Origin of the sequence: Marinobacter sp. (genome assembly GCF_044799475.1) — a bacterium.
GTDB lineage: Bacteria > Pseudomonadota > Gammaproteobacteria > Pseudomonadales > Oleiphilaceae > Marinobacter.
Window position 1 is genome coordinate 2,264,364 of the sequence record NZ_CP085217.1, and the last position, 20,886, is coordinate 2,285,249.

12 protein-coding genes are annotated in these 20,886 nt (G+C 58.3%); 6 read left to right on the top strand and 6 right to left on the bottom strand.

Annotation, left to right across the window (positions count from 1 at the left end; genetic code table 11):
* The first annotated feature begins 191 nt into the window (after positions 1-191).
* The 6 genes from gap (at position 192) to otsB (ending at position 11,236) form a co-directional block, all read left to right on the top strand.
* Entirely contained in the window at positions 192-1,187 is a 996-nt protein-coding gene (gap, locus tag LG327_RS10585) for a type I glyceraldehyde-3-phosphate dehydrogenase (protein WP_404361776.1), read from the top strand.
* A gap of 2 nt (positions 1,188-1,189) precedes the next feature.
* Positions 1,190-3,577 carry a phosphoenolpyruvate synthase gene (gene ppsA, locus LG327_RS10590; RefSeq protein WP_404361777.1) on the top strand — a complete coding sequence of 796 codons (2,388 nt, stop codon included), beginning with the start codon at positions 1,190-1,192 and terminating at the stop codon, positions 3,575-3,577.
* The gene (locus LG327_RS10595; RefSeq protein ID WP_404361778.1) at positions 3,570-6,140 is read left to right on the top strand and encodes a plasma-membrane proton-efflux P-type ATPase; all 2,571 of its coding nucleotides are present in this window, start codon (positions 3,570-3,572) and stop codon (positions 6,138-6,140) included. Before ppsA ends, LG327_RS10595 begins: the two co-directional genes overlap by 8 nt.
* A 37-nt stretch (positions 6,141-6,177) precedes the next feature.
* Positions 6,178-7,188 (top strand): hydroxyacid dehydrogenase, encoded by a 1,011-nt coding sequence (locus LG327_RS10600; protein ID WP_404361779.1) that lies wholly within the window; start codon positions 6,178-6,180, stop codon positions 7,186-7,188.
* 85 nt (positions 7,189-7,273) lie between these two features.
* Positions 7,274-9,703, top strand: coding sequence for a glycoside hydrolase family 65 protein (locus LG327_RS10605; protein ID WP_404361780.1), 2,430 nt, complete (start codon positions 7,274-7,276; stop codon positions 9,701-9,703).
* Positions 9,704-9,730: 27 nt separating this feature from the next.
* Complete coding sequence (gene otsB, locus LG327_RS10610) at positions 9,731-11,236, top strand: trehalose-phosphatase (protein ID WP_404361781.1); 1,506 nt, start codon at positions 9,731-9,733, stop codon at positions 11,234-11,236.
* 6 nt (positions 11,237-11,242) lie between these two features.
* Here the strand turns inward: otsB and LG327_RS10615 are convergent, their stop codons facing one another.
* The 6 genes from LG327_RS10615 to LG327_RS10640 form a co-directional block, all read right to left on the bottom strand.
* Positions 11,243-13,282, bottom strand: coding sequence for a CocE/NonD family hydrolase (locus LG327_RS10615; protein ID WP_404361782.1), 2,040 nt, complete (start codon positions 13,280-13,282; stop codon positions 11,243-11,245).
* A gap of 1 nt (position 13,283) precedes the next feature.
* Positions 13,284-14,597 (bottom strand): acetyl-CoA carboxylase biotin carboxylase subunit family protein, encoded by a 1,314-nt coding sequence (locus tag LG327_RS10620; protein WP_404361783.1) that lies wholly within the window; start codon positions 14,595-14,597, stop codon positions 13,284-13,286.
* Between the two features lie 198 nt (positions 14,598-14,795).
* Positions 14,796-15,740, bottom strand: coding sequence for a 1-phosphofructokinase family hexose kinase (locus LG327_RS10625; protein WP_404361784.1), 945 nt, complete (start codon positions 15,738-15,740; stop codon positions 14,796-14,798).
* A 65-nt stretch (positions 15,741-15,805) separates the two neighbouring features.
* Complete coding sequence (locus LG327_RS10630; protein ID WP_404361785.1) at positions 15,806-16,822, bottom strand: hypothetical protein; 1,017 nt, start codon at positions 16,820-16,822, stop codon at positions 15,806-15,808.
* A gap of 333 nt (positions 16,823-17,155) precedes the next feature.
* A complete protein-coding gene (locus LG327_RS10635; protein WP_404361786.1) occupies positions 17,156-18,025 on the bottom strand; it encodes an ROK family protein in 870 nt (289 codons plus the stop codon).
* Between the two features lie 144 nt (positions 18,026-18,169).
* Positions 18,170-20,878 carry a cation-translocating P-type ATPase gene (locus tag LG327_RS10640; protein ID WP_404361787.1) on the bottom strand — a complete coding sequence of 903 codons (2,709 nt, stop codon included), beginning with the start codon at positions 20,876-20,878 and terminating at the stop codon, positions 18,170-18,172.
* Positions 20,879-20,886: the final 8 nt, after the last annotated feature.

The window sequence follows — 20,886 nt, forward strand, 5'->3', positions numbered from 1 at the left end:
GGCGTAAGATCCTGAAATCAGAACACTTTAAGCCGCTTTTTTTTTGGCCCTTCACGAGGAATCCGGGTTAGCGGCCTGATTTCAGCAGTACTTTTCCCACAGTGACGGGCGATCCTCAGGTTCGTAATTTCTGAAACTGGCCTGTATGCGAGTCTGACAATCTCACCTGGAAAGCAAAGGAGACTGTAACCATGAAGATTGGGATAAACGGCTTCGGCCGTATAGGCCGGCAGGTATTTCGCATCGCCTATGAACAGGACGGCCTGGAAGTGGTTCACATCAATGATATGGCCGACGCGGAAACCCTGGCCTACCTCCTGTATTGCGACAGCACTTACGGCCGATGGTCTCACCAGGTAAGGGCCGAGGGAGACACGCTGGTCATCGATGACAGGGTGACGGTTTCGGTAAGCGCGGAGAAAGATCCGGCTCGCCTGCCCTGGGGGGAGAAAGGTGCGGAGGTGGTTCTCGAAGCCACCGGACTTTTCCGCAAAAAGGAAGATGCCCACAAACACATCGAAGCGGGCGCCCGGAAGGTGCTCATTTCGGCGCCCGGAAAAAGCGAGCTCGACGGCGAATTCATCCTTGGTGTCAATGGAGATCAGTTCGATCCGGAGCGGCATCACATTATTTCCATCGGAAGCTGCACGACCAACTGTCTGGCACCGGTGGTGAAGGTGCTGCATGACGAGTTCGGAATCGAGAAAGGGCTCATCAATACCGTACACGCCTACACCTCATCCCAGAATCTGCTGGATGGCCCCCACAAGAAGCCCCGGCGGGGTCGGGCTGCGGCGGAAAATCTCGTACCTACTTCCACTGGCGCGGCAAAGATGATCGGCAAGATCATTCCGGAGCTGGAGGGAAGGCTTGATGGCATCGCAGTGCGGACACCGGTCAAATCCGGCTCGCTGCTCGATCTGACCTGCCTATTGGCGGCAGATGCCAGCAATGAGCGGATCAACGATGCATTTCGCCAGCAGGCCAGTGGTTCCATGGAGGGTATTCTCGCCGTAGACGATTTGCCTCTTGTTTCCACCGACATTATTGGCAGGGAAGAAAGCGCCATAGTAACCAGCGGGGACACCCAGTTGATCGGCGACCGTTTCGTCAAGGTGCTGGCCTGGTACGACAACGAGTGGGCCTTTTCCCGGCGCTGCGTGGATATGATGCAACGGATGGGCTGACCATGACTGAAAAAAACTACATTCGCTGGTTCGAGGACCTTGGCAATGGGGATGTCGCCAGCGTTGGGGGAAAAAACGCGTCTCTGGGGGAGATGATCGGCAACCTGCGGGAACAGGGTGTGCGGGTGCCGGGAGGGTTTGCCACCACGGCGGATGCCTACCGCGCCTATGTCGAACACAATGAGCTGGGAGACACGATCCGTGAGCTGACCGAAGAGCTCGCCCGCGAGGAAAAATCTCTCAAGCACGTGGGTAAGGACATCCGCGAGGCATTCCGCAAGGGCGAGTTTCCCGAAGACATTGAAAAGGCCATCCGGGAGGCCTATGAGGAGCTTGCGGCTCGCAATGACAAGCAGGACCTTCCCGTCGCCGTGCGCAGCAGCGCCACGGCGGAGGACCTGCCCGAGGCGAGCTTCGCCGGACAGCAGGAAACCTTTCTCAATATCCGCGGCGGCGACGACCTCATCGACGCCTGCCGGAAGTGCTATGCCTCTTTGTTCACTGACCGCGCCCTCAACTACCGGGAGCACCGCGGTTTCGATCACCTGCAACTCGCGCTCTCCGTGGGCGTGCAGAAGATGGTGGGCTCGGACAAGGCCTGCGCCGGCGTGATGTTCTCCCTCGATACCGACACCGGATTCCCCGATGTGGTGGTCATTAACGCCACCTGGGGGCTCGGGGAAACGGTGGTGCAGGGGACGGTGGATCCGGATGAATACCGGGTCTTCAAACCGGGGCTGGAGAACAAAAACCTGGTGCCGATTCTGGCCAGAAAATGCGGCAGCAAGAAGGAAAAAATGATCTACGCGTCCCGTGGATCGGCGCCCACCAGAACAGTGAACACCAAAAAAGCCGAGCGGGAAGCCATGGTGCTCGGCGACGATGAAATTCTCACCCTTGCCCGCTGGGCCGTCTCCATCGAAAAGCATTACGAAAAACCCATGGATATGGAGTGGGCCAAGGATAGTGAATCCGGGGAGCTCTACTGTGTCCAGGCCCGGCCAGAAACCGTCCACTCACAGAAGCAGTCCGGGGCGTTCAAGAGTTACCGGCTGGAAGAAACAGGCAAGGTGCTGGTTCGGGGTGTGGCCATTGGGGAATCCATAGCGGCCGGCCGGGTGAGGATTCTCAAGAGTCCGAAAGAAATTGACCGCTTTGAGGATGGCGATGTGCTTGTCACCGAGCGGACGGACCCGGACTGGGGGCCTGTCATGAAACGGGCCACAGCGATAGTCACCGATCATGGTGGCCGCACCAGCCACGCCGCGATCGTCAGCCGGGAACTGGGCGTTCCCGCGATTGTGGGGACGGGTTCCGGGACCGGGGACCTCAAGGATGGCCAGGAAGTCACCGTGTCGTGCGCGGAAGGAAGCGAGGGCCGGATTTACGAGGGAGTGCTCGATTACGAGGAGCGGGATATTGATATCGGGGATCTGCCCGAGGCCCCCGTGGAGCTGATGATCAACCTGGCCGCGCCGGATGCCGCTTTCCGCTGGTGGCGGCTGCCGGTTCACGGTGTCGGGCTGGCCCGGATGGAATTCATCATCAATAACGTGATCAAGATTCATCCACTGGCCCTGGCCAGGTTTGATGAGGTGGAAGACAAAAAGGCGCGAAAGCGCATTGAGGAGCTCACTGCCGGCTACGAGGATAAAACGGAGTACTTTATCGAGCACCTCAGCCGCGGTATCGCCATGATCGCTGCGTCCCAGTATCCGGACCCGGTGATCGTTCGCATGAGCGACTTCAAGACCAACGAGTATGCCAGTCTTATCGGCGGCGAGCAGTTTGAGCCCGAGGAGGAGAACCCGATGCTGGGATTCCGGGGAGCTTCCAGGTATTACAGCGATCGCTACAGGGACGGTTTTGCCCTGGAATGCCAGGCGGTAAAAAGGGCGAGGGAGGAAATCGGCCTGGATAACATCGTGGTGATGATCCCCTTCGTTCGCAGCCCCCGGGAGGCGGACCGGGTTATCGAAGTGATGGCCGGCCACGGGCTCGGGCGCGGCGAAAATGGCCTGCAGCTGTATATGATGTGCGAGATACCCTCCAATGTGTTTCTCGCGGAGCAGTTTGCCGAACGGTTTGACGGTTTTTCCATCGGCAGCAATGACCTGACCCAGCTGGTGCTCGGGGTAGACCGGGACTCTGAGGAACTCAGCGAACTGTTCGATGAACGGGATGAGGCGGTCAAGACCGCAATCGTACAAGTGATCGAAAAGGCTCACCGGAGCGGATGCAAAGTCGGCATCTGCGGCCAGGCACCCAGTGATTACCCGGATTTTGCACAGTTCCTGGTGGATAGCGGCATCGATTCCATCTCGCTCAATCCGGACAGTGTGCTGGATATACTGGAAATCTGGCGAGAGGATAAAGGCCGGGATGGCTGAATCAAAAAAGCATAAACGGGATGGCGGCGACAGCCCGGGGGCGGAAGAGTCCTCCGGACTGAAAACGGGCGAGCGGCAATCCCACCGTGATACTTCGCAGCTGGACGATAGCTCTGTTGATGATGCGCTGGAGAAACTGGATTCGGATCCCGAGAACGGCCTCTCCCCGGATGAAGCGGAGAAGCGCCTTCAGCAATACGGCCCCAACTCACTGGAAGAAGAGGAAGAGGCTCGCTGGAAGAAAATCCTCAAACACTTCTGGGGACCTATTCCATGGATGATCGAGACAGCGGTCATTCTTTCCGCCATCGCCAGGCGTTGGGAGGATTTCGTCGTAATCACCACCATGCTGCTGATAAACGGCGGGGTTGGCTACTGGCATGAGAGCAAGTCCCATAAAGCGATAAAGGCATTAAAGGAGCGTCTGGCGCCAAAGGCCGACGTCATCCGGGAAGGCCGCAAACACACCATTGACGCAGCCAATCTCGTGCCTGGGGATGTCGTAATCATCCGCATGGGAGAGGTGGCGCCGGCCGATGCAAAACTCCTGCACGATCAGCACGTCAGCATGGACGAGTCGGCGCTGACGGGAGAGTCACTGCCCGTGGACAAGGAACCCGGGGAGATGGTCTATTCCGGCACGAGCGTCAAGCGGGGATCGGGCCGGGCAGTCGTCACCGCTACCGGCAGCCGGACCCGGTTTTCCCGGACCGCCGAGCTGGTGGAAGCGGCAGGGAGCAAATCTCACTTCCAGCAGGCGGTCCTGCGCATCGGCTACTTTCTCATTGGCATCACTGCATTGGTGGCGGCGACGGTTATTTTCGTTACCTGGATTTTACAGGGCAACCCCTGGGACCAAGTGCTCATTTTCGCCCTGGCCCTGACTCTCGCCGGCATACCCCAGGCCTTACCCGCTGTACTCTCGGTGACCATGTCGGTGGGCGCAAACAGGCTGGCCAGGCAGGAGGCCATTGTCTCCGAACTGGCGTCCATGGAGGAAATTGCCGGTCTTGAAGTGCTCTGTGTGGATAAAACCGGAACCCTGACCCTCAACGAACTCCAGCTTCAGGAACCGGTTCTTCTGGAGGCGGAAGACGAACACGATTTACTGGTGGCCGCGGCCCTCACCTGTGAAAAGGACAGCGACGATCCCATCGACAAGGCCGTTATCGAAGGCCAGACCCAGAAAAGCCGTGAGGAGGCAGAGCAATTCAGGGTGAAGGATTTCCGGCCGTTCGATCCGACGCGAAAGCGGGCCGAGGCTGATGTCGAACGGGACTCCGAGGCCATGACCGTGGCCAAGGGCGCGCCACAGGTGATCCTGGATCTGGTGGATCCCGACGAGGAGCTTCGTAGCCGGGTGTCAGAGCAAATCGACGAACTTGGAGAACGTGGCTTTCGGGCAATGGGGGTCGCCCGGAAAAAGGGCGAGACATGGCGTTACCTGGGGCTTCTGTCCCTTCTGGATCCGCCACGTGAGGATGCTGGCGACGTTGTGCGCAATGCGCAAAAACATGGCATCGACTTGCGCATGGTAACGGGGGACCACCCGGCAATCGGTCGACAGGTGGCCCAGCAGGTGGGGCTCGGCAGCAATATCGTCAAGGCCCGTGCGCTCTTTTCCGGCGATGAGAGGGACCAGCCGCGCCCCGGAGAACGGGTGCTTGAGGCGGACGGCTTTGCCGAGGTCACGCCGGAAGACAAGTTCCATATCATCAAGAAGTTCCAGGGCCGGGACCAGATCGTGGGTATGACCGGCGATGGTGTCAATGACGCCCCGGCGCTGCAGCAGGCCGAGGTGGGAATTGCAGTGGCCGGCGCCACCGATGCGGCGCGGGCGGCGTCATCCCTGGTACTTACCAGACCCGGTCTGGGTGTAATTATCCAGGCGGTGGAAGAAGCCCGGCGAATATTCACGCGAATGAACAGCTACGCCATTTTTCGCATCGGCGAAACCCTGCGGGTCCTGCTGTTCGTTGGGGGAACCATTCTCGTGCTGGGGTTTTTTCCTGTCACTCCCATCATGATTGTCTTGCTGGCCATCCTTAATGACATCCCCATCATGACGATCGCCTGGGATAACGCTTCGACCCCGAAGCAGCCGGTGCGATGGGACATGCCCAGGGTTCTGGCGCTGGCGGGGATGCTGGCCGTTACGGGGGTTATCGGAAGCTTCGTGTTGCTCTGGTATATCAATACCCATATGGATATCAGTCACGGCGAGCTACAGACGGCCCTGTTTCTGAAACTGCTGGTGGCCGGGCATTTCATGATTTATATCACCCGCAACGAGGGCTGGCTCTGGCAGCGGCCCTGGCCATCACTGGCGCTGTTTCTGGCCCTGGAAGCAACCCAGGTTCTGGGTACGCTGATAGCTATCTTCGGTTTCCTGGTTACGCCGATACCCTGGCAACTGGCACTGGGCATCTGGATCTATGCATTGGTCTGGCTCCTTCTGATCAATATTGCCAAGATTTTCACCATCAAACTGCTCAGTTCCAGAAGGGAGCGGCGGAATTGGGAAGCTCGGGAACAGCTGGTATCGCGGAACTCACGAGGCTGAAAGCAGGAAATGCGGATCAAAACAGGGATGAGGGCAAATGAACATTGTGTTTTTTGATGTGGAAAAGTGGGAAAGGGATTCCTTCGAAACCTTGCAGGACGAGCATACCGTGAGCTGTATTGAAGAGCCGCTCAGGGCGGGCAACGCTGGGGAGCATGCCGCAGCAGAAGTCATTTCTGTCTTTATTTATTCAAAGGTCGACCGGCAGGCGCTGGATGCCATGCCAGACCTCAAACTGATCACCTCCAGATCCACCGGCTTCGACCACATTGATATCGGGGAATGCGAACGGCGGGGGATCACGGTATGCAACTGCCCCGACTACGGCGAGAACACAGTAGCAGAGCATGTTTTTGGTCTTCTGCTGATGATCAGCCATCGCCTGGAAGAAGCGGTGGAGCGGACCCGCAAGGGCGGCTTCTCCCCGCGGGGCCTGCAGGGTTTCGATCTGCGGGGAAAGACTCTGGGTGTTGTGGGCACCGGCGATATCGGCCTGGCAACCATCCGCATTGCCAGGGGGTTTGGCATGGATGTTCTGGCTTTTGATATCAGGCCCGACGAGGAGGCTGCCCGGGACCTCGGCTTTGACTATGTGGATATGGACCGGTTGCTGAAGGTTGCTGATGTCATAAGCCTGCATGTGCCCGCCAACCCCCAGACCCGCCATCTTATTGACGGGGATGCGTTCGCGAAGATGAAAGACGGGGTAGTCCTCATCAATACGGCCCGGGGGGACGTGGTGGACATCCGGGCTCTGGCGAGAGCACTGGCGGAGCAGAAAGTGGCGGCTGCCGGGCTGGATGTTCTGCCTTATGAGCCGGTGGTGCGGGAAGAGGCGGAACTGCTCCGTTCCGTCTACGAAGAAACACAGGACCTTTCTTCCCTGCTGGCGAACGAGGTTCTGGTGCGGATGAAAAACGTGGTGGTCACACCCCACAGTGCATTTAACACAAAGGAAGCTGTAGAGCGTATCCTGGATGCTACGGTGGAAAATATTCGCCGGTTCGTCAGGGGCGATCCGGTAAATGTGGTTACGGATACACAGTAGAAGGTCTGGAAAGTCGCTTCGGGATTCTGCGGGCGCACGCAATCCCCTCCGTTTCAGGCGCTGAATTTTCAGAGGAGAAAAGCTCATGAAAGAGAGGTCACTCAGGGATTGGGAACTGGTCTACCATGAATGGAAGCCGGAGGAACAGCCCACCCGGGAAGCCCTGTTGGCCCTGGGCAATGGCTATTTCGCTACGCGGGGAGCGGTGGAAGAATCTCCGGCCGGAGGTCCCCATTACCCGGGCACCTATCTGGCCGGGGGCTTTAATCGCGCGGAAAGCGAAATCAGCGGAAAGATCATCGAAAACGAGGACATGGTTAACTGGCCCAACTGGTTGCCTCTTTCCTTCCGCTGCGATGATGGGGAATGGTTCGATCTGGCCCATGTAAAGCTGCTTGACTACACTCACTGGCTGGATCTTTACCGGGGCGTGCTGCATCGGCGAATTCAGCTCAGGGATCAGTCGGACCGGGAATTCGAACTGGAAACCCGGCGCATTGTCCACATGGGCGATCCCCATATCGCCGCCATCAGCTGGGTGCTTACCCCCCTTAACTGGTCGGGTGCGGTGGAGGTCAGGTCGGCCATTGACGGCCGTGTTACCAATAGTGGAGTGGCCCGCTACCGGGACCTCAATGGCAGGCATCTGGAGGTCGAGGAAACGGGTCAGGTGGGGGAGGAGGCGATTTTTCTCACCGCCAGAACCCTGCAGTCCCACATCCGAATGACTCAGGCGGTCCGCACCCGGGCCTGGGTAGATAATGAGCCCGCCGCTGCCGAGCGGCACACACACTCGGAGCAGAACTGGATCGGCCAATCGTTGTCTCTCAAGGCAGAAAAAAACCGGCCGATTACGGTGGAGAAGGTGCTGTCCCTGCACACTTCCCGGGATCTGGCCACCAGCGAACCCGCTTTTGAAGCCTGTGAGGATATCCGCCATGCTGCGGATTTTGATGCTTTGCTCGAAAAGCACCAACAGGCGTGGCAAAGACTGTGGCGTCGGGCAGATCTGGAACTGGCATGCGAGGGGGACACCTGTGCCCAGCCAATCCTCCGCCTGCACCTTTTCCACCTTCTGCAGACTGCCTCCATGCATACGACAAGACGGGACGCGAGCATTCCTGCCCGGGGGCTGCACGGGGAGGGCTATCGCGGGCACATCTTCTGGGACGAGCTGTTCACCTTCCCCTACTTCAATTTACGGCTTCCAGAGCTGACCGAATCCCTGCTGCTCTACCGCTATGAACGCCTGCGCTGGGCGCGCCGGGCGGCGAAAGAAGCTGGCTACAAGGGCGCCATGTTTCCCTGGCAAAGCGGCAGTGATGGGCGGGAGGAGAGCCAGGTCCTGCACCTGAACCCGAAATCCGGGCGCTGGATTCCCGATAACTCCCACACGCAGCGTCACGTGAATGCCGCCATTGCCTACAATGTGTGGCAGTACTTTCAGGCCACCGACGATATGGAGTTTCTGTCCATATATGGCGCGGAGATGCTGATCGAGATCGCCCAGTTCTGGGCCAGCATCGCCACCTACAACACTGACCGCGAGCGCTATGAAATACGGGGAGTAATGGGGCCTGACGAGTTTCACACCAAATACCCCGACCGGGAAGAACTGGGCCTGGACAATAACGCCTACACCAACGTGATGGCCGCATGGGTGCTGAAGACAGCCTGCACAGTGCTTGAAATGCTGGCGGAGGATCGGCGGGCGGAACTCCTCCATGTGCTCGGTGTTTCCTCCGAGGACCTGCTCCGCTGGCAGGATGTAAGCAAACGGATGTTCATACCTTTCCAGCCTTCAGGACTCATAAGCCAGTTCGAGGGCTGGGAAAATCTGGAGGAACTGGACTGGGAGAGGCTGCGGGAGAAACACGGGGATATCCAGCGTCTCGATCGTATTCTGGAAGCAGAAGGCCGGGATATGAACCGCTACAAGGCCACCAAGCAGGCCGACGTACTGATGCTGTTTTTTCTGTTTTCCCCCAGGGAACTCAGCGACCTGATTTCCGGCCTCGGCTATGATTTTGATGCCGCCCGCATTCCCGAAAACGTCCGGTATTATCTGGACCGGACGTCCCATGGCTCCAGCCTCAGCCGGGTTGTCCATGCCTGGGTTCTGGCGAGAACAGACCGCGACCATTCCTGGGACCTCTTCCAGGAAGCCCTTGTCAGCGATCTGGATGACATCCAGGGAGGCACCACGTCAGAGGGTATTCACCTGGGAGCCATGGCCGGCACTGTGGACATGGTGCAGCGGTGCTATACCGGTATTGAAATGCACGACGGGGTGCTCTGGCTTGATCCCTGCCTGCCGAAGGAACTCAAGGAGCTGAACTTCTGCGTCCGCTACCGGGGGCACTGGCTGCACATCCAGTTAGATCACGAAGCGATAACTGTCAGTTTTGAGAAAGGCTGGTCCTGCGCTGCCCGCGTTGGCTTCCGCGGTGAGGTCTACGAAATGTGTGCCGGTGACCAGCAACGTTTCAGCCTGGATGGGGAGAAGACCTCGTGAGATTTTACCGGCAGGAGGATTTTTGACGTGAAGCGAAGACATCCATTCCAGGCCGCCATTTTTGATATGGACGGCGTATTGACCCGCACCGCCGATCTGCATATGCAGGCCTGGAAACAGGTGTTCGATGACTACCTGAGCGGTGAGAGCGACCAGCAGCCCTTTTCCAGGGCCGACTATCTCGAATACGTGGACGGCAAGCCCAGGTATCAGGGCGTCGAGGATTTTCTGCACTCCCGCCAGTTGACGCTGCCTTACGGAAAGCCTGCGGATTCCGCCGATCAGGACACTATCTGCGGTCTCGGCAACCGCAAGAACACCCGGTTTCTTCAGCTTCTGGAAGAAAAGGGAGTAGACGTGTTCGAGGATGCGGTGGCTGCATTGAAGCGGTGGCGGCGTGGCGGCATGAAACTGGCCATTATCACTGCCAGCCGGAATGGTCAGCAGGTTCTCGAGCAGGCGGGTCTCACAGACATCGTGGACGTGATTGTGGATGGCGTGGTGGCGGCGGAGCAGGAGCTCGGGGGGAAACCGGAGATTATGCTGGAGGCTGCGCGCAGGCTGGATGTGGCGCCGGCAGATGCCGTTATTCTGGAAGATGCTACCGCTGGCGTCCGCGCGGGGCGTGAGGGCAAGTTCGGGCTGGTGGTGGGCGTATCGCGAAACGGTAATGAAAAGAAGCTTGAGGAAGCCGGCGCTCATCGTGTCGCCAGCGACGTCTATGCCGTGAGCTTTCTGCGGCAACTCCCCAGCGCCCTGGATCACATGGAAGACATTTCGGCCTGGCAGGGCACTCGCCCTCTGGCAGTTTTTCTTGATTTTGACGGCACACTGGCTGAAATCACCGAAGAGCCCGGGCAGGCGGAGATTTCCGCAGAAGCCCGTTCGGCGCTGGAGCGCTTCTCATGCCCGGTGGCAGTGATCTCCGGCCGGGACCGGCAGGATCTGGAATCACGGGTCAATGTGGAAGGGATCTTTTACGCCGGAAATCACGGCTTCGACATTGCCGGGAAGGGCCATCAACATACCCTGCCGGAAGCGGATAATGCCGTAAAAGACGTGGACCATGCAGAAAAAATGGCAAGGGAGCGGGTCGGTGATCTGCCTGGGGTGATTATCGAACGCAAACGTTATTCACTCGCTGTTCACTACCGGAAAGTGAAAAGCGAGGATGTGCTGGAGAAGGTGCAGGAAGCCGTTGAGGAGATGCGCCGGCAAACGGGCCTGAGAAAGCGTAACGGGAAGAAAGTTCTGGAACTGGAGCCAGCCGTTGACTGGAACAAGGGGCGGGCGCTGCGATGGCTTATCGACATTCTGCCAGTTTCGGGCAAGGAGGGCCCATTCATTGTCTACGGAGGTGACGATGTCACTGACGAAGATGCGTTTTCCGCCCTCCGGGAAGACGGTCCGGGAATTTATGTAGGCGATGGGCTGACATGCTCTCTGGCTGACTACCATGTCCGGAATCCGGCCGAAGTCCTTCGTTTCCTGCACAAGCTGGCTGATATCGAAGTTGATTCCCGCCTGGGATGAGGCCCGTCAGACAAATTCCCGCGGAAAGCTCGAATCCCAGTTGCGGGAGAAAATCCGCTTGTCGCCTTCCCAGGCATCAAGCTCCGCCTGGATGTAAAATGTCGTTGCATCGGCCGTGAGGATGGTGCGTGTCCTGGTATGGACGGCCCAGCTTCCGCGGCGGAACGATCGCTCAGTTCTGGTTTCTCCCCTGAGGGAATCGAAATCGTAGTCTCGAAAGGAGTACCAGTCCCAGGTCCGGCTGGTGACCTCAAGGTTGATCTCCTCAATGCGATAACATCCGTTGTCCTTGATAACCTCAAGGGTTGCCAGATCTGCTGCCAGGTCCTTGTGGACCAGCCAGTTGTGATGGACAGGCTCAATGAGGGTCGTCGCGATCGGCGGCGCCCCATCCGGATCCTCGAAACCAATGTGCGCATCTGTGTCCCCGGGTGGTCGCTCCGGTAGCTGCAATGAGCACCCTCGTGTCCTGAAGGTCAGGCGCACTGGCCTGGGCGGTGGCCAGGCGAGGGCCCAATAGGATGTTGAGATACTGATGCGTAGCCGGTGCCCTGCGGGAAAGACCTGGGCGATGTGATTCAGCGATACGTCAACTTTGAAAAACTCTCCCGGGATCAACAACTCCGGGCGCTCGTCGCCCCTCCGGTGATTGAGATTGAGTAAACCATAGGTGACCCGCGTTGCCTCGCCGTCAGGCGCCACATCGGACAGACGGACCGCGACCATTGCCACCGGCTCATTGCTGGCAAGTGTCAATGTCACAGAAGGCGCGCCGAGGATTTCAAGGTCCTCGGCCAAGGGGGCGCTTTCATAAACGAGCGCACCGCCGTCTTCTTCGCGCTGATCGTGCGGCAAATCAGGGGCAGCGGCGTAGGACGCCCATTTTCCGGCAAAGAGTCCGACATTCAGGGGCGACTGGATGCACGCCTCAGCCTCCGTCGCTCCATCATCCGGCGGCCTGGCCGACTCCAGGAGCTCTTTCCCGGGGCTGAACAGGAAGGTCTTTTCCGTGATCCGCGGAGAGGGCCATTGGGATTCGCCTACCCAGCGTCCCGGACGCTCATGGTAAAAAGTGGTCGGGGGAACGCTGTCCTGCATCCATGCACGCAGCATGGGTTCCTCCATGATGCCGGTCGATTCTCCCTTCAACCAGTGATCCCACCAGCGGACTGCTTCCTGGAGAAAGCCGATGGCCGGCCCGGGAATACCCTGATGGGGATACTTGTGACCCCAGGGGCCGACCAGTCCCTGGCGCGGCACTTTCAGATGCGCCAGGAGGCGGAAAATGGCATTTGTATAGCCGTCAGCCCAGCCTCCTACCGCCATCACCGGACACTGAATGGCGCTGAAGTCTTCGCAGACGGAACCATGGCGCCAGTAGTCGTCTCGCCACTGATGGCGCAGCCAGGTTTCCAGCCAGAGGCCGCTTCCATTCAGCCGCGCCAGCCACATCTCCTTCCAGCGCTCGCCAACCAGTTCGGGATCAGGTGGACAACTGGTGTGGGAGAACATGGTGGTTGATTCGGAGAGATTGTCGGTCAGCAGGCAGCCTCCCATGTAGTGCATGTTATCGGCATAGAGGTCATCGGTTGAGCAGGCGCTGATGATGGCTTTTAGCGCAGATGGCCGTCGTGCGGCGATCTGCAGTGCATTGAAGCCGCCCCAGGAGATTCCCATCATGCCGACATTACCGTCACACCACTCCTGCCGTGCGAGCCAGTTTATGGCCTGGATACCGTCATCGAGTTCCTGCTCACGGTACTGATCCGTCAATACGCCGTCGGAGTCGCCGCTACCGCGCAAGTCGACTCGAACGCAGGCATATCCGCGGGCCGCCAGCCAGGGTTGAGTGATGGCATCCCGCCCCCGGGTCAGGTCCCTCTTGCGGTAGGGTATGTATTCAAGAATGGCGGGCACGGGATGTGCCTTTGCCTCCCTGGGACGCCAGATCCGCGCCGCCAGCCGGCTGCCGTCAGCAAGGGGGATCCATTCATTTTCGACGACCTCAATCTCGTCCAGCCGTGCTTTTTCGCTACCTGCCCCCATGTCATGTTTCCTCGTCATCCGGCACTGGCGAGAATTCAAAGGGCAGCCACTCAAGTGCTTCGTGGTAACGCTTGACCATCTCATGCTGGGTTTTGCCAGCAACATGCACCTCTGCGAGGATATAGCTGTAGGGGTCCTGGTCTGGAATTTCTGACAGTCGCATTCCTTCCTGTGCTTTGAACACTACCTCGGTATCAGGCTGCAGCTCGGCAAGACGGGAGATCTCCTCGTCATTAGGTGCGCGGTCAACGACTGCATCCTGCTGGGTGTAATGCCGTAGCAGAAATTTCGCAGCATGCCGGTAGGGCCCGCTGCGATGCTGGAACTGCGGACTATCTCCCAGGGCCACATGCACTGCTATCTCGTGATTGGACATGCCATCGACCATTTCGAACTGGTAGCAGTGAGACTGGGAGATTCGGGGATTAATCTCGATAATCCACAAGTCGTCGCTGTCTTCGTCCCAGAAAAATTCCATGTTGAAACAGCCATTGTCGAAACCGATCTGGCGAAGCACTTTTTCGGCCATCGCAATACCGCGGTCCTGGATGCGGCGGGGCGCCTGGGAGGGATATTCGTAGCGAAGGAAGCTCTTCCGGTTTTTATCCCGAACCATGTCTATTACGCCGTGTACGTGAAATTCGCCATGCTGGATATAGCCCTCGGGGGCAAACTCCCAGCCATGGACGAGCTTTTCGGCGATCAGGTAATTACCGTCAACCCCGCCCAGCTCAGGTGGCAGATCCGCTTTTTCCAGAATCCTGTTGAAGGGGTCACCGATACGTTTGATTCTTTCTTTTATTACGTCCAGAGCGTGGTCAAGCTCCCGCCTGTTATTGATGCGAAACCCCAGGGTAGAGCCATATCCCTTGATCGGCTTTATCCAGAAAGGATAATCCAGCGTGATTTTGTCAGGGGCGTTTTCGTCGAAGGGGTCGACAGCGCAAAATCCCGGCGTAGCTTCTGGTACTACGGCCTGTTGTTCCAGACGGCTCCAGTACTTGTGAGAACACTTGAGGACGGCCTCCAGCGAGGGCGACAGCAAACCGAACTCGGCGCATAAAATTGCGGCCATGGACGTGGCCGGGAAATCCCAGTGGCAGATAATCCCGTCCACTGTCCCGTCGAAACTGCGCAATACATCGCGAGCTTTTTCCAGTTTGTCATCGATGTAGAAGTTTTTCTGGTGTATTACCTCGTCCGCGTCCAAAAGCGGGTGGAAGCAAAAGGCGTCAGCATCGGGTATCTTCCGGACATCCTGACCATGGCGCTCATCATATCCAAGAATAAATATATTTTTTTGACGTTGATCCATGTTTCCGTCCCTTATGGAATGCTATGGAGTGCTGGTCAGTACCCTTACTTTAAATGCCTCTTTCTGGAGTATAGAAGACAGAATGGAACCTATCCATCAAATATCGGCGCCGATTAGCAGACCTGGAGGTTTGAGGTGGATGGCATCAAATCCCTTTGAGCCGGGGGAAAGAGCCCTGGCCGCGCCCCACAGGAATCTTTAATCATGCTCGCGAATCGTCACCTTTGTGACGATGGATTCAACCTTTTCGAGGTCCATGAGCTGATTACCCGGCGTGCTGACCTTGGCGGCAGCGGCGGCCACGCCGTAGCGGAATGCCTCAGCCACGGTTTTGCCAGAATCAAGCTGGTGTACCAGAACCGAAACGAAACTGTCTCCGGCACCAACGTGACTTACTACCCGGGTTTCGGGAGGCCGGGCGTGAAGCCGCTCACCGGCCTTCGAGGCAAGCAGGGCGCCGTCGGCATCCAGAGTGACAATCAGATTGTCGGTCAAGCCCTTATCCACCATCTCCGCCATTGCCTGCAAGATGCTGGAGTAGTCCTCGGGACCGGAATATCCCAGGTCGGTGAATTCTCCGAAGTTGAGCTTGGTGAGATAAATACCTTTTCCGCGGGAGGGAGAAAGGGCCTTGCCGGATGTATCCAGTATCACCCTGGTTCCGCGGTCAGCGGCTGAGCGCGCCAGATTGCCGTAAAAATCAGTCGGCACACCATCTGGAAGGCTGCCGCTGAGCACCAGGTAGTCGGGGGTCGGGTGCAGCGTGTTGAACGTATCCAGGCACTGCCGCCACTCGGATTCCTGCAGTTCGGGGCCGGGTAAAACAAGATGAAAGAGCTTGCCGCTGGCCTTCTCCGTGACCGCAAAGCATTGACGGGTCTCATCCTGGATGTCGACGCAATGAAAGGAGAATGTCTCGCGCTTCAGGGTTCGTTTCAGTAACTCCCCCTGCAGGCCGCCTGCGGTCAGAATTGCCACCACATCCACACCGAAGCGATGCAGGTTGCGGGCCACGTTAATCCCGCCTCCACCAGGTTCATGGCTGGGGTTGTGGCAGCGGGTCTTGCCGTTTTCCACCAATTGCTCGGCTTCGGCAAAAAGGTCGATGGATGGATTCATTGTCACTGTTGCTACGTTACCCATATCTCATTCCTCCAGCTGTCCTGAACAGGAAGGCCTCAATCCCCTGGCGGGCTTTTCAGTTGAACTCAGGCCCGGGCCATGGTTTCCGAAAATCTGTAGCGCTGTGCGTCGTGGGCAATAAGATCATGGAGAAGGGCCAGAACAACGGCTGTGCCTGATTCGACAGCCGAGTGATGCTGCCCGAACTGTTGCCGAAGGGCCTTGTCTGTGGTGTGGCAGATCAGGGGTGGACGGTGCACCGGCACGCTCGCCATGAACAGGCCGTTGCGGGCGCCCTGCAGCTCTGAAAGCCAGCTGTCACTGTGGGGGAATTGGCCAAGGATCAAACCGGTTCGGTGGTACACGTCAGCCTGGGAGTTGACCTCTCGACAGTCGAGCAGTATTTCCAGCTGATACATTACCAGCAGTGCCGTTCTGGCGCTGTATTCAAGGCGCTTCTCCGCCACTTTCAGCAGAGTGAAAAGCGCCTCATTGATGCTTTTTATGGCGGTATCTTTCTGGCTGCTTTCAGTGGCCTCCAGCCACCCCCATACCTGTTCCAGGGAAAGCTCTTTTAATGGGGGCCACTGGTCTTCCTGGGAGGCTTTGAGGGCACCGTAATAAATTCCGGAGTCGTAACTCTGTGCCTCGTACTTATGGGAGCCTTCGCCGGTAAACCGTGTATCCAGAAGCTGTATGGCGCCGGGTCTGAGCAGGTTCACGGCTATCACCAGCTGCTGAATAAAAACGGTGGCCACCTGGTAACCCTCTTCCTCCGTAGTGGTGTGGTTGTCCGCGGAGACGGTAACGGATAGTCCGGCCGATATCGCTTTGGCGGGGTCTTCCAGATGGGCCACCTGGTGTCCGGAGAGCGAGCCGGACTCATCTCTGGCGTTTTCCATTGCTGCAATCAGTTCTCCGGCATCCAGGCCGACGCGGTAGGAATCCGCCAATCCGTTGAGCTGTCCCTGGGCGGTAAAACGCAGATTCGCGAAGAATGCATTGGCCCGGCGCCAGAACTCGATGATCTCGCCTGTCTCCTTTTCGTTACCCGGCGGGATTGCATTGCCGACCTGAAGTTGAACGGTCACCGATGACGTCATAGATAACTTCCTTAATAAAAGTGTGGTCCAGCAAGAAGCAGAAATAGCACTCATTGCCTGATTTACTGATACGGATCAAGTCAGTGGCCGGCCTTGAACAGGCCGGCAGAAAAGAATCTAACTATTTAAAAACAAAGAACCTTTTATTTAAAAGATGCGGGAACTCTGCATGATTAAAATGATAAATGACAATAAGGTAACCACTCGCTGGCTGTCAACTCGGCTCCGGCCACCCGCCAGCCAGCCACTTGCCAGAATGGTATCTCAGCCAGCAGTCTCTGAGTCTCCATTGCTCAGGGTTGTACTGACCTGCAGTTCCTGAAATCTGGTCTGTCACATGTCCTGTCGCAGAACCGCCATGGCGCCATACAGGCCGCCAAAATCTCCAAGCTGTGCCAGATGCATGTCGGGAACCCGGGGGAAAATGGTGAGTATTTCCCGCAGATGCCTGTTTATCTCATCCAGGCTTACAACACGGCCCTTCGTGCCGCACATCATCGAGCCACCCAGTACAATGGCATCAGGGGACCAGTGGACAATGGTGTTGTTAAGCCCGATCGCGAGCCAGCAGGCAATCTGGTGCCATTCTGCCCTGTCTGTTACCTCGTAGGGTTTTTTGCCAGTTCGCTTTCCGAGCGCCGTGCCTGATGCCAGGCCTTCCAGGTCGACGCAGCTGTCACTTTCTGCACTGCGCACAACACAGTCGGGACAAACGCGACAATACGGATTGATGATCTGATGGCCGGGCTCAAACCCGGACCGCGCGGCGTCAATCATGCCGCCGACAATCCGCCCCCCACCAATGCCGGTAGAAACCGACAGGTAAGCGACAATCTCATAGCCCTGTCCAGCTCCGGCATGCGCCTCACCCAGGCCGGCCACGTCGGTATCGTTTTCAAGCAGAACAGGAGCGCCCAGTCCCTTCTCGAGATGCTCTGCCAGGGGCTTGCCGACCCAGCTGGTCTTATTTGGCGAGCGAAGAAGTGTCCGTCGTTCGCTGTCGAGAACTCCGGCAATGCCGCCGGCAGCGGCAGTGATGCTGTGGCTCCCCACAAGCGTTCTGGCGGCATCGGCGATGCGTTTCGTGTCCGCTTCCAGGTTGCTTGTGCTATCGAACACGATGGGTTCGCCCTGAAGCTCATGGCAGTCCCTGCTTGCCGCAACCCGCGTCGTGCTCCCACCAATATCAAAAAGAATATACATGATGCTTACCTGACTCTGCTCATTCGACGATAGGTGTAATGTCCTGACCGAATATATCGATTGCGTGTTATGGGTATTCCACGATGTGCGCCATGGAAAAGCGATGCTGCTTCTTTATGAGGCCGGTAAAATAATAAACCACTGTCATCGGTCTTGTTCTGATAGCCGGCGCCTCTGTATCTCTCGAACCACCTGTCCCGCCACAAAAGGAATGACGCTCATTGTCAGCAGCAGAAGCCAGGCCTGCCAGCCCAGGATCCGGGTCTGCAGCAGGCCAGAGAGCACTGGCAGGTATACCGCGGCTGCCAGTAGCGCAATGCAGAGTGCCAGCGCTCCCCACACCCAGGGGTTGCGTGTGATTTCGTTACGCAGGATGGGGGACTTCGGGCTCCGTAGAATGAACGTAAACCAGAGCTTGCCGAAAGCCAGAGTCAGAAAAGAAACCGTTACCGCTTCCAGCTCCGTCAATCCCAGCCAGTGATCTGCCAGCAGCAGAGCGCTCAGCACACAGGCTGCCATCAGGGCAGCAAATCCCGTGATCTCCGTCCAGTGGGCCCGGGTCAGCACGGATTCCCCTGGGTCGCGCGGCGGCTCTTTCATTTCAGTTCCGCCGGCCGGACCCACCCCCAGAGCGAGAGCGGGAAAGACATCGGTGAGCACATTGAGATAGAGAATCTGCAGAGGAAGCAGCGGCAAAGGCCATCCCGCGCCAGTGGCTACTGCAACCGCCAGCACCTCAGCCACATTCGTGGTTAGCATGAACACAACGGACTTGCGGATGTTGCCGAAAATGACCCTTCCCTGGCGCACCGCCGCCACGATAGTTTCAAAGGCGTCGTCCTTGAGCACCATGTCGGCGACCTGCTTCGCCGCCTCTGTGCCCCGTTTGCCCATCGCAATGCCGATGTCTGCTTTTTTCAGAGCGGGGGCGTCATTGACGCCGTCACCGGTCATGGCCACGATTTCTCCCTGGTTCTGGTAAATGGTCACCAGATCCAGCTTCTGTTCAGGACTCACCCTGGCGAAGATGTTGGCCCGGTAGATCTTCTGCTGCCGCTCCTCGTCGATATCTTCGGGAGAACCGATATCGCGTCCCAGCATGCTGACTGTCTCGGGGTCATCCTTGCCCCCAACGATCCCCACGGCCCGGGCGATCGCCGTGGCAGTCTCTATCTGGTCGCCGGTCACCATCTCCACCCGGATGCCCGCCGCCTGACAGGTGTCTATCGCCTCTTTAACCTTTTCACGGGGCGGGTCAAGCAGGCCCGCAAGGCCGAGGAAGCAGAGCTCTTCATAGGGATCGGAATCCCTGTCTTCCGTCCGTTTCTCAGCCATTGCCAGAAGGCGCAGACCCTCGCCTGCCAGTTGGCTGGCGCGTTCGGCCCATTTTTGGCGCGTCTCGTCATCCAGCGGCTCCGTGCCGTCATCCGCCAGGATATTACTGCAGACCTCCAGCACGGCCTCGGGAGCGCCTTTTACCGCGACATAATACTGGCCATTATCCTCATGAAAGGTGGCCATTTTCTTGAGCCGGGGCTCGAATTTTTCAACCCGGGCCTCGGGCTGGTCTTCCAGCAGCGAGTCCCGTTCCAGCCCCAGGTCTTTTCCTCCCGCCAGAAGCGCGACTTCAGTGGGATCACCGCGGGGATTGTCTTCCCCCTGTTCCTGGCTGAGGGAAGCGCCATTACAGAGCACGCCCACTTCCAGGACGCGGCGAACTCCCTCCTTGTCCGCCAGTGCTTCGCCAGCCCCGCTTTCCCCCAGCACGAGCTCACCAGTGGGGGTGACGATTTTTTGCAGCCGCATCCGGTTTTCGGTCAGGGTGCCGGTCTTGTCCGAAAAAATCACCCGGGTTGCCCCCAGCGTTTCCACCGCGGTGAGCTGATTTACCAGAGCGTTGCGGGCCGCCATCAGGTACATGCCGCGGGCGAGGGCAATGGTGGCGACGATGGGAAGGCCTTCAGGAATCGCCGCCACACCCAGGGCCAGCGCCGTCTCTATCACCAGCGCCGCCTCTTGCGCCCGCACCAGAAAACCCACCGCGGCGACCGCGATGGCAATAAAAATGGTCAATACGGCGAGGCGGCGCCCCAGTTGATTCAGTCGCTGCTGCAAGGGCGTGACGGTTCCCTCGGCCGATTCCGCAAGCGCTGACACCCGGCCCAGTTCCGTCTCGGAGCCCGTGGCCGCTACAGCAGCCAATGCTTTACCGTCGGCAATGCTGGTGCCTTTGTAGAGCATGTTCCTGCGATCGGCGAGGTCCGTATCCTCGGCCAGGGAATCGGTTAATTTGCTCACCGGAACAGACTCGCCGGTCAGGGGTGCTTCGTTAACCCTCAGGTGTTCCGCCTCTATCAGCCGCAAATCAGCGGGAACCAGGTCGCCGGCCTCCAGCAGTACGATATCGCCGGGCACAATTTCCGGGGCGGCAATCTCACGCTCTCTGCCGTCCCGCCGGACCCGGGTCATGTGTTCTCCCAGCCGGCGCAGGGCGGCCATCGATCTTACTGCTTTCCATTCGCTGACAAAGCCGATAGCGGTATTGACCAGCAGCACCGCCAGGACCGCAAAACCCTCTGGCAGGCGGCCGGTGGCAAACGCCAGAATGGCGGCCCCGCCCAGCAGATAGATGACGATACTGTGAAACTGCCCCAGCAGAATCTGCCACCAGGGCCGGCTCTCCGCAACCCGCAGCTGGTTCGGTCCGTAGCGCTTCAACCGCTCTTGGGCCTCGTCGTCCGTCAGCCCATTTTCCGTGCGGACGTCGAGCTCCGCCAGAACATCCGCGATGTCGCCAGCGTGCCAGTTATGTTTTTGGGGGCCGTTACTTCTCCTTTCATCTGTCGAAGCCAATGGATGGA

Coding starts and splice junctions, on each gene's coding strand:
- LG327_RS10625 (WP_404361784.1), bottom strand. CDS start 15,740: ATGGGTAACGTAGCAACAGTGACAATGAATCCATCCATCGACCTTTTT.
- LG327_RS10635 (WP_404361786.1), bottom strand. CDS start 18,025: ATGTATATTCTTTTTGATATTGGTGGGAGCACGACGCGGGTTGCGGCA.
- LG327_RS10600 (WP_404361779.1), top strand. CDS start 6,178: ATGAACATTGTGTTTTTTGATGTGGAAAAGTGGGAAAGGGATTCCTTC.
- LG327_RS10620 (WP_404361783.1), bottom strand. CDS start 14,597: ATGGATCAACGTCAAAAAAATATATTTATTCTTGGATATGATGAGCGC.
- LG327_RS10630 (WP_404361785.1), bottom strand. CDS start 16,822: ATGACGTCATCGGTGACCGTTCAACTTCAGGTCGGCAATGCAATCCCG.
- LG327_RS10605 (WP_404361780.1), top strand. CDS start 7,274: ATGAAAGAGAGGTCACTCAGGGATTGGGAACTGGTCTACCATGAATGG.
- LG327_RS10595 (WP_404361778.1), top strand. CDS start 3,570: ATGGCTGAATCAAAAAAGCATAAACGGGATGGCGGCGACAGCCCGGGG.
- LG327_RS10615 (WP_404361782.1), bottom strand. CDS start 13,282: ATGGGGGCAGGTAGCGAAAAAGCACGGCTGGACGAGATTGAGGTCGTC.
- ppsA (WP_404361777.1), top strand. CDS start 1,190: ATGACTGAAAAAAACTACATTCGCTGGTTCGAGGACCTTGGCAATGGG.
- gap (WP_404361776.1), top strand. CDS start 192: ATGAAGATTGGGATAAACGGCTTCGGCCGTATAGGCCGGCAGGTATTT.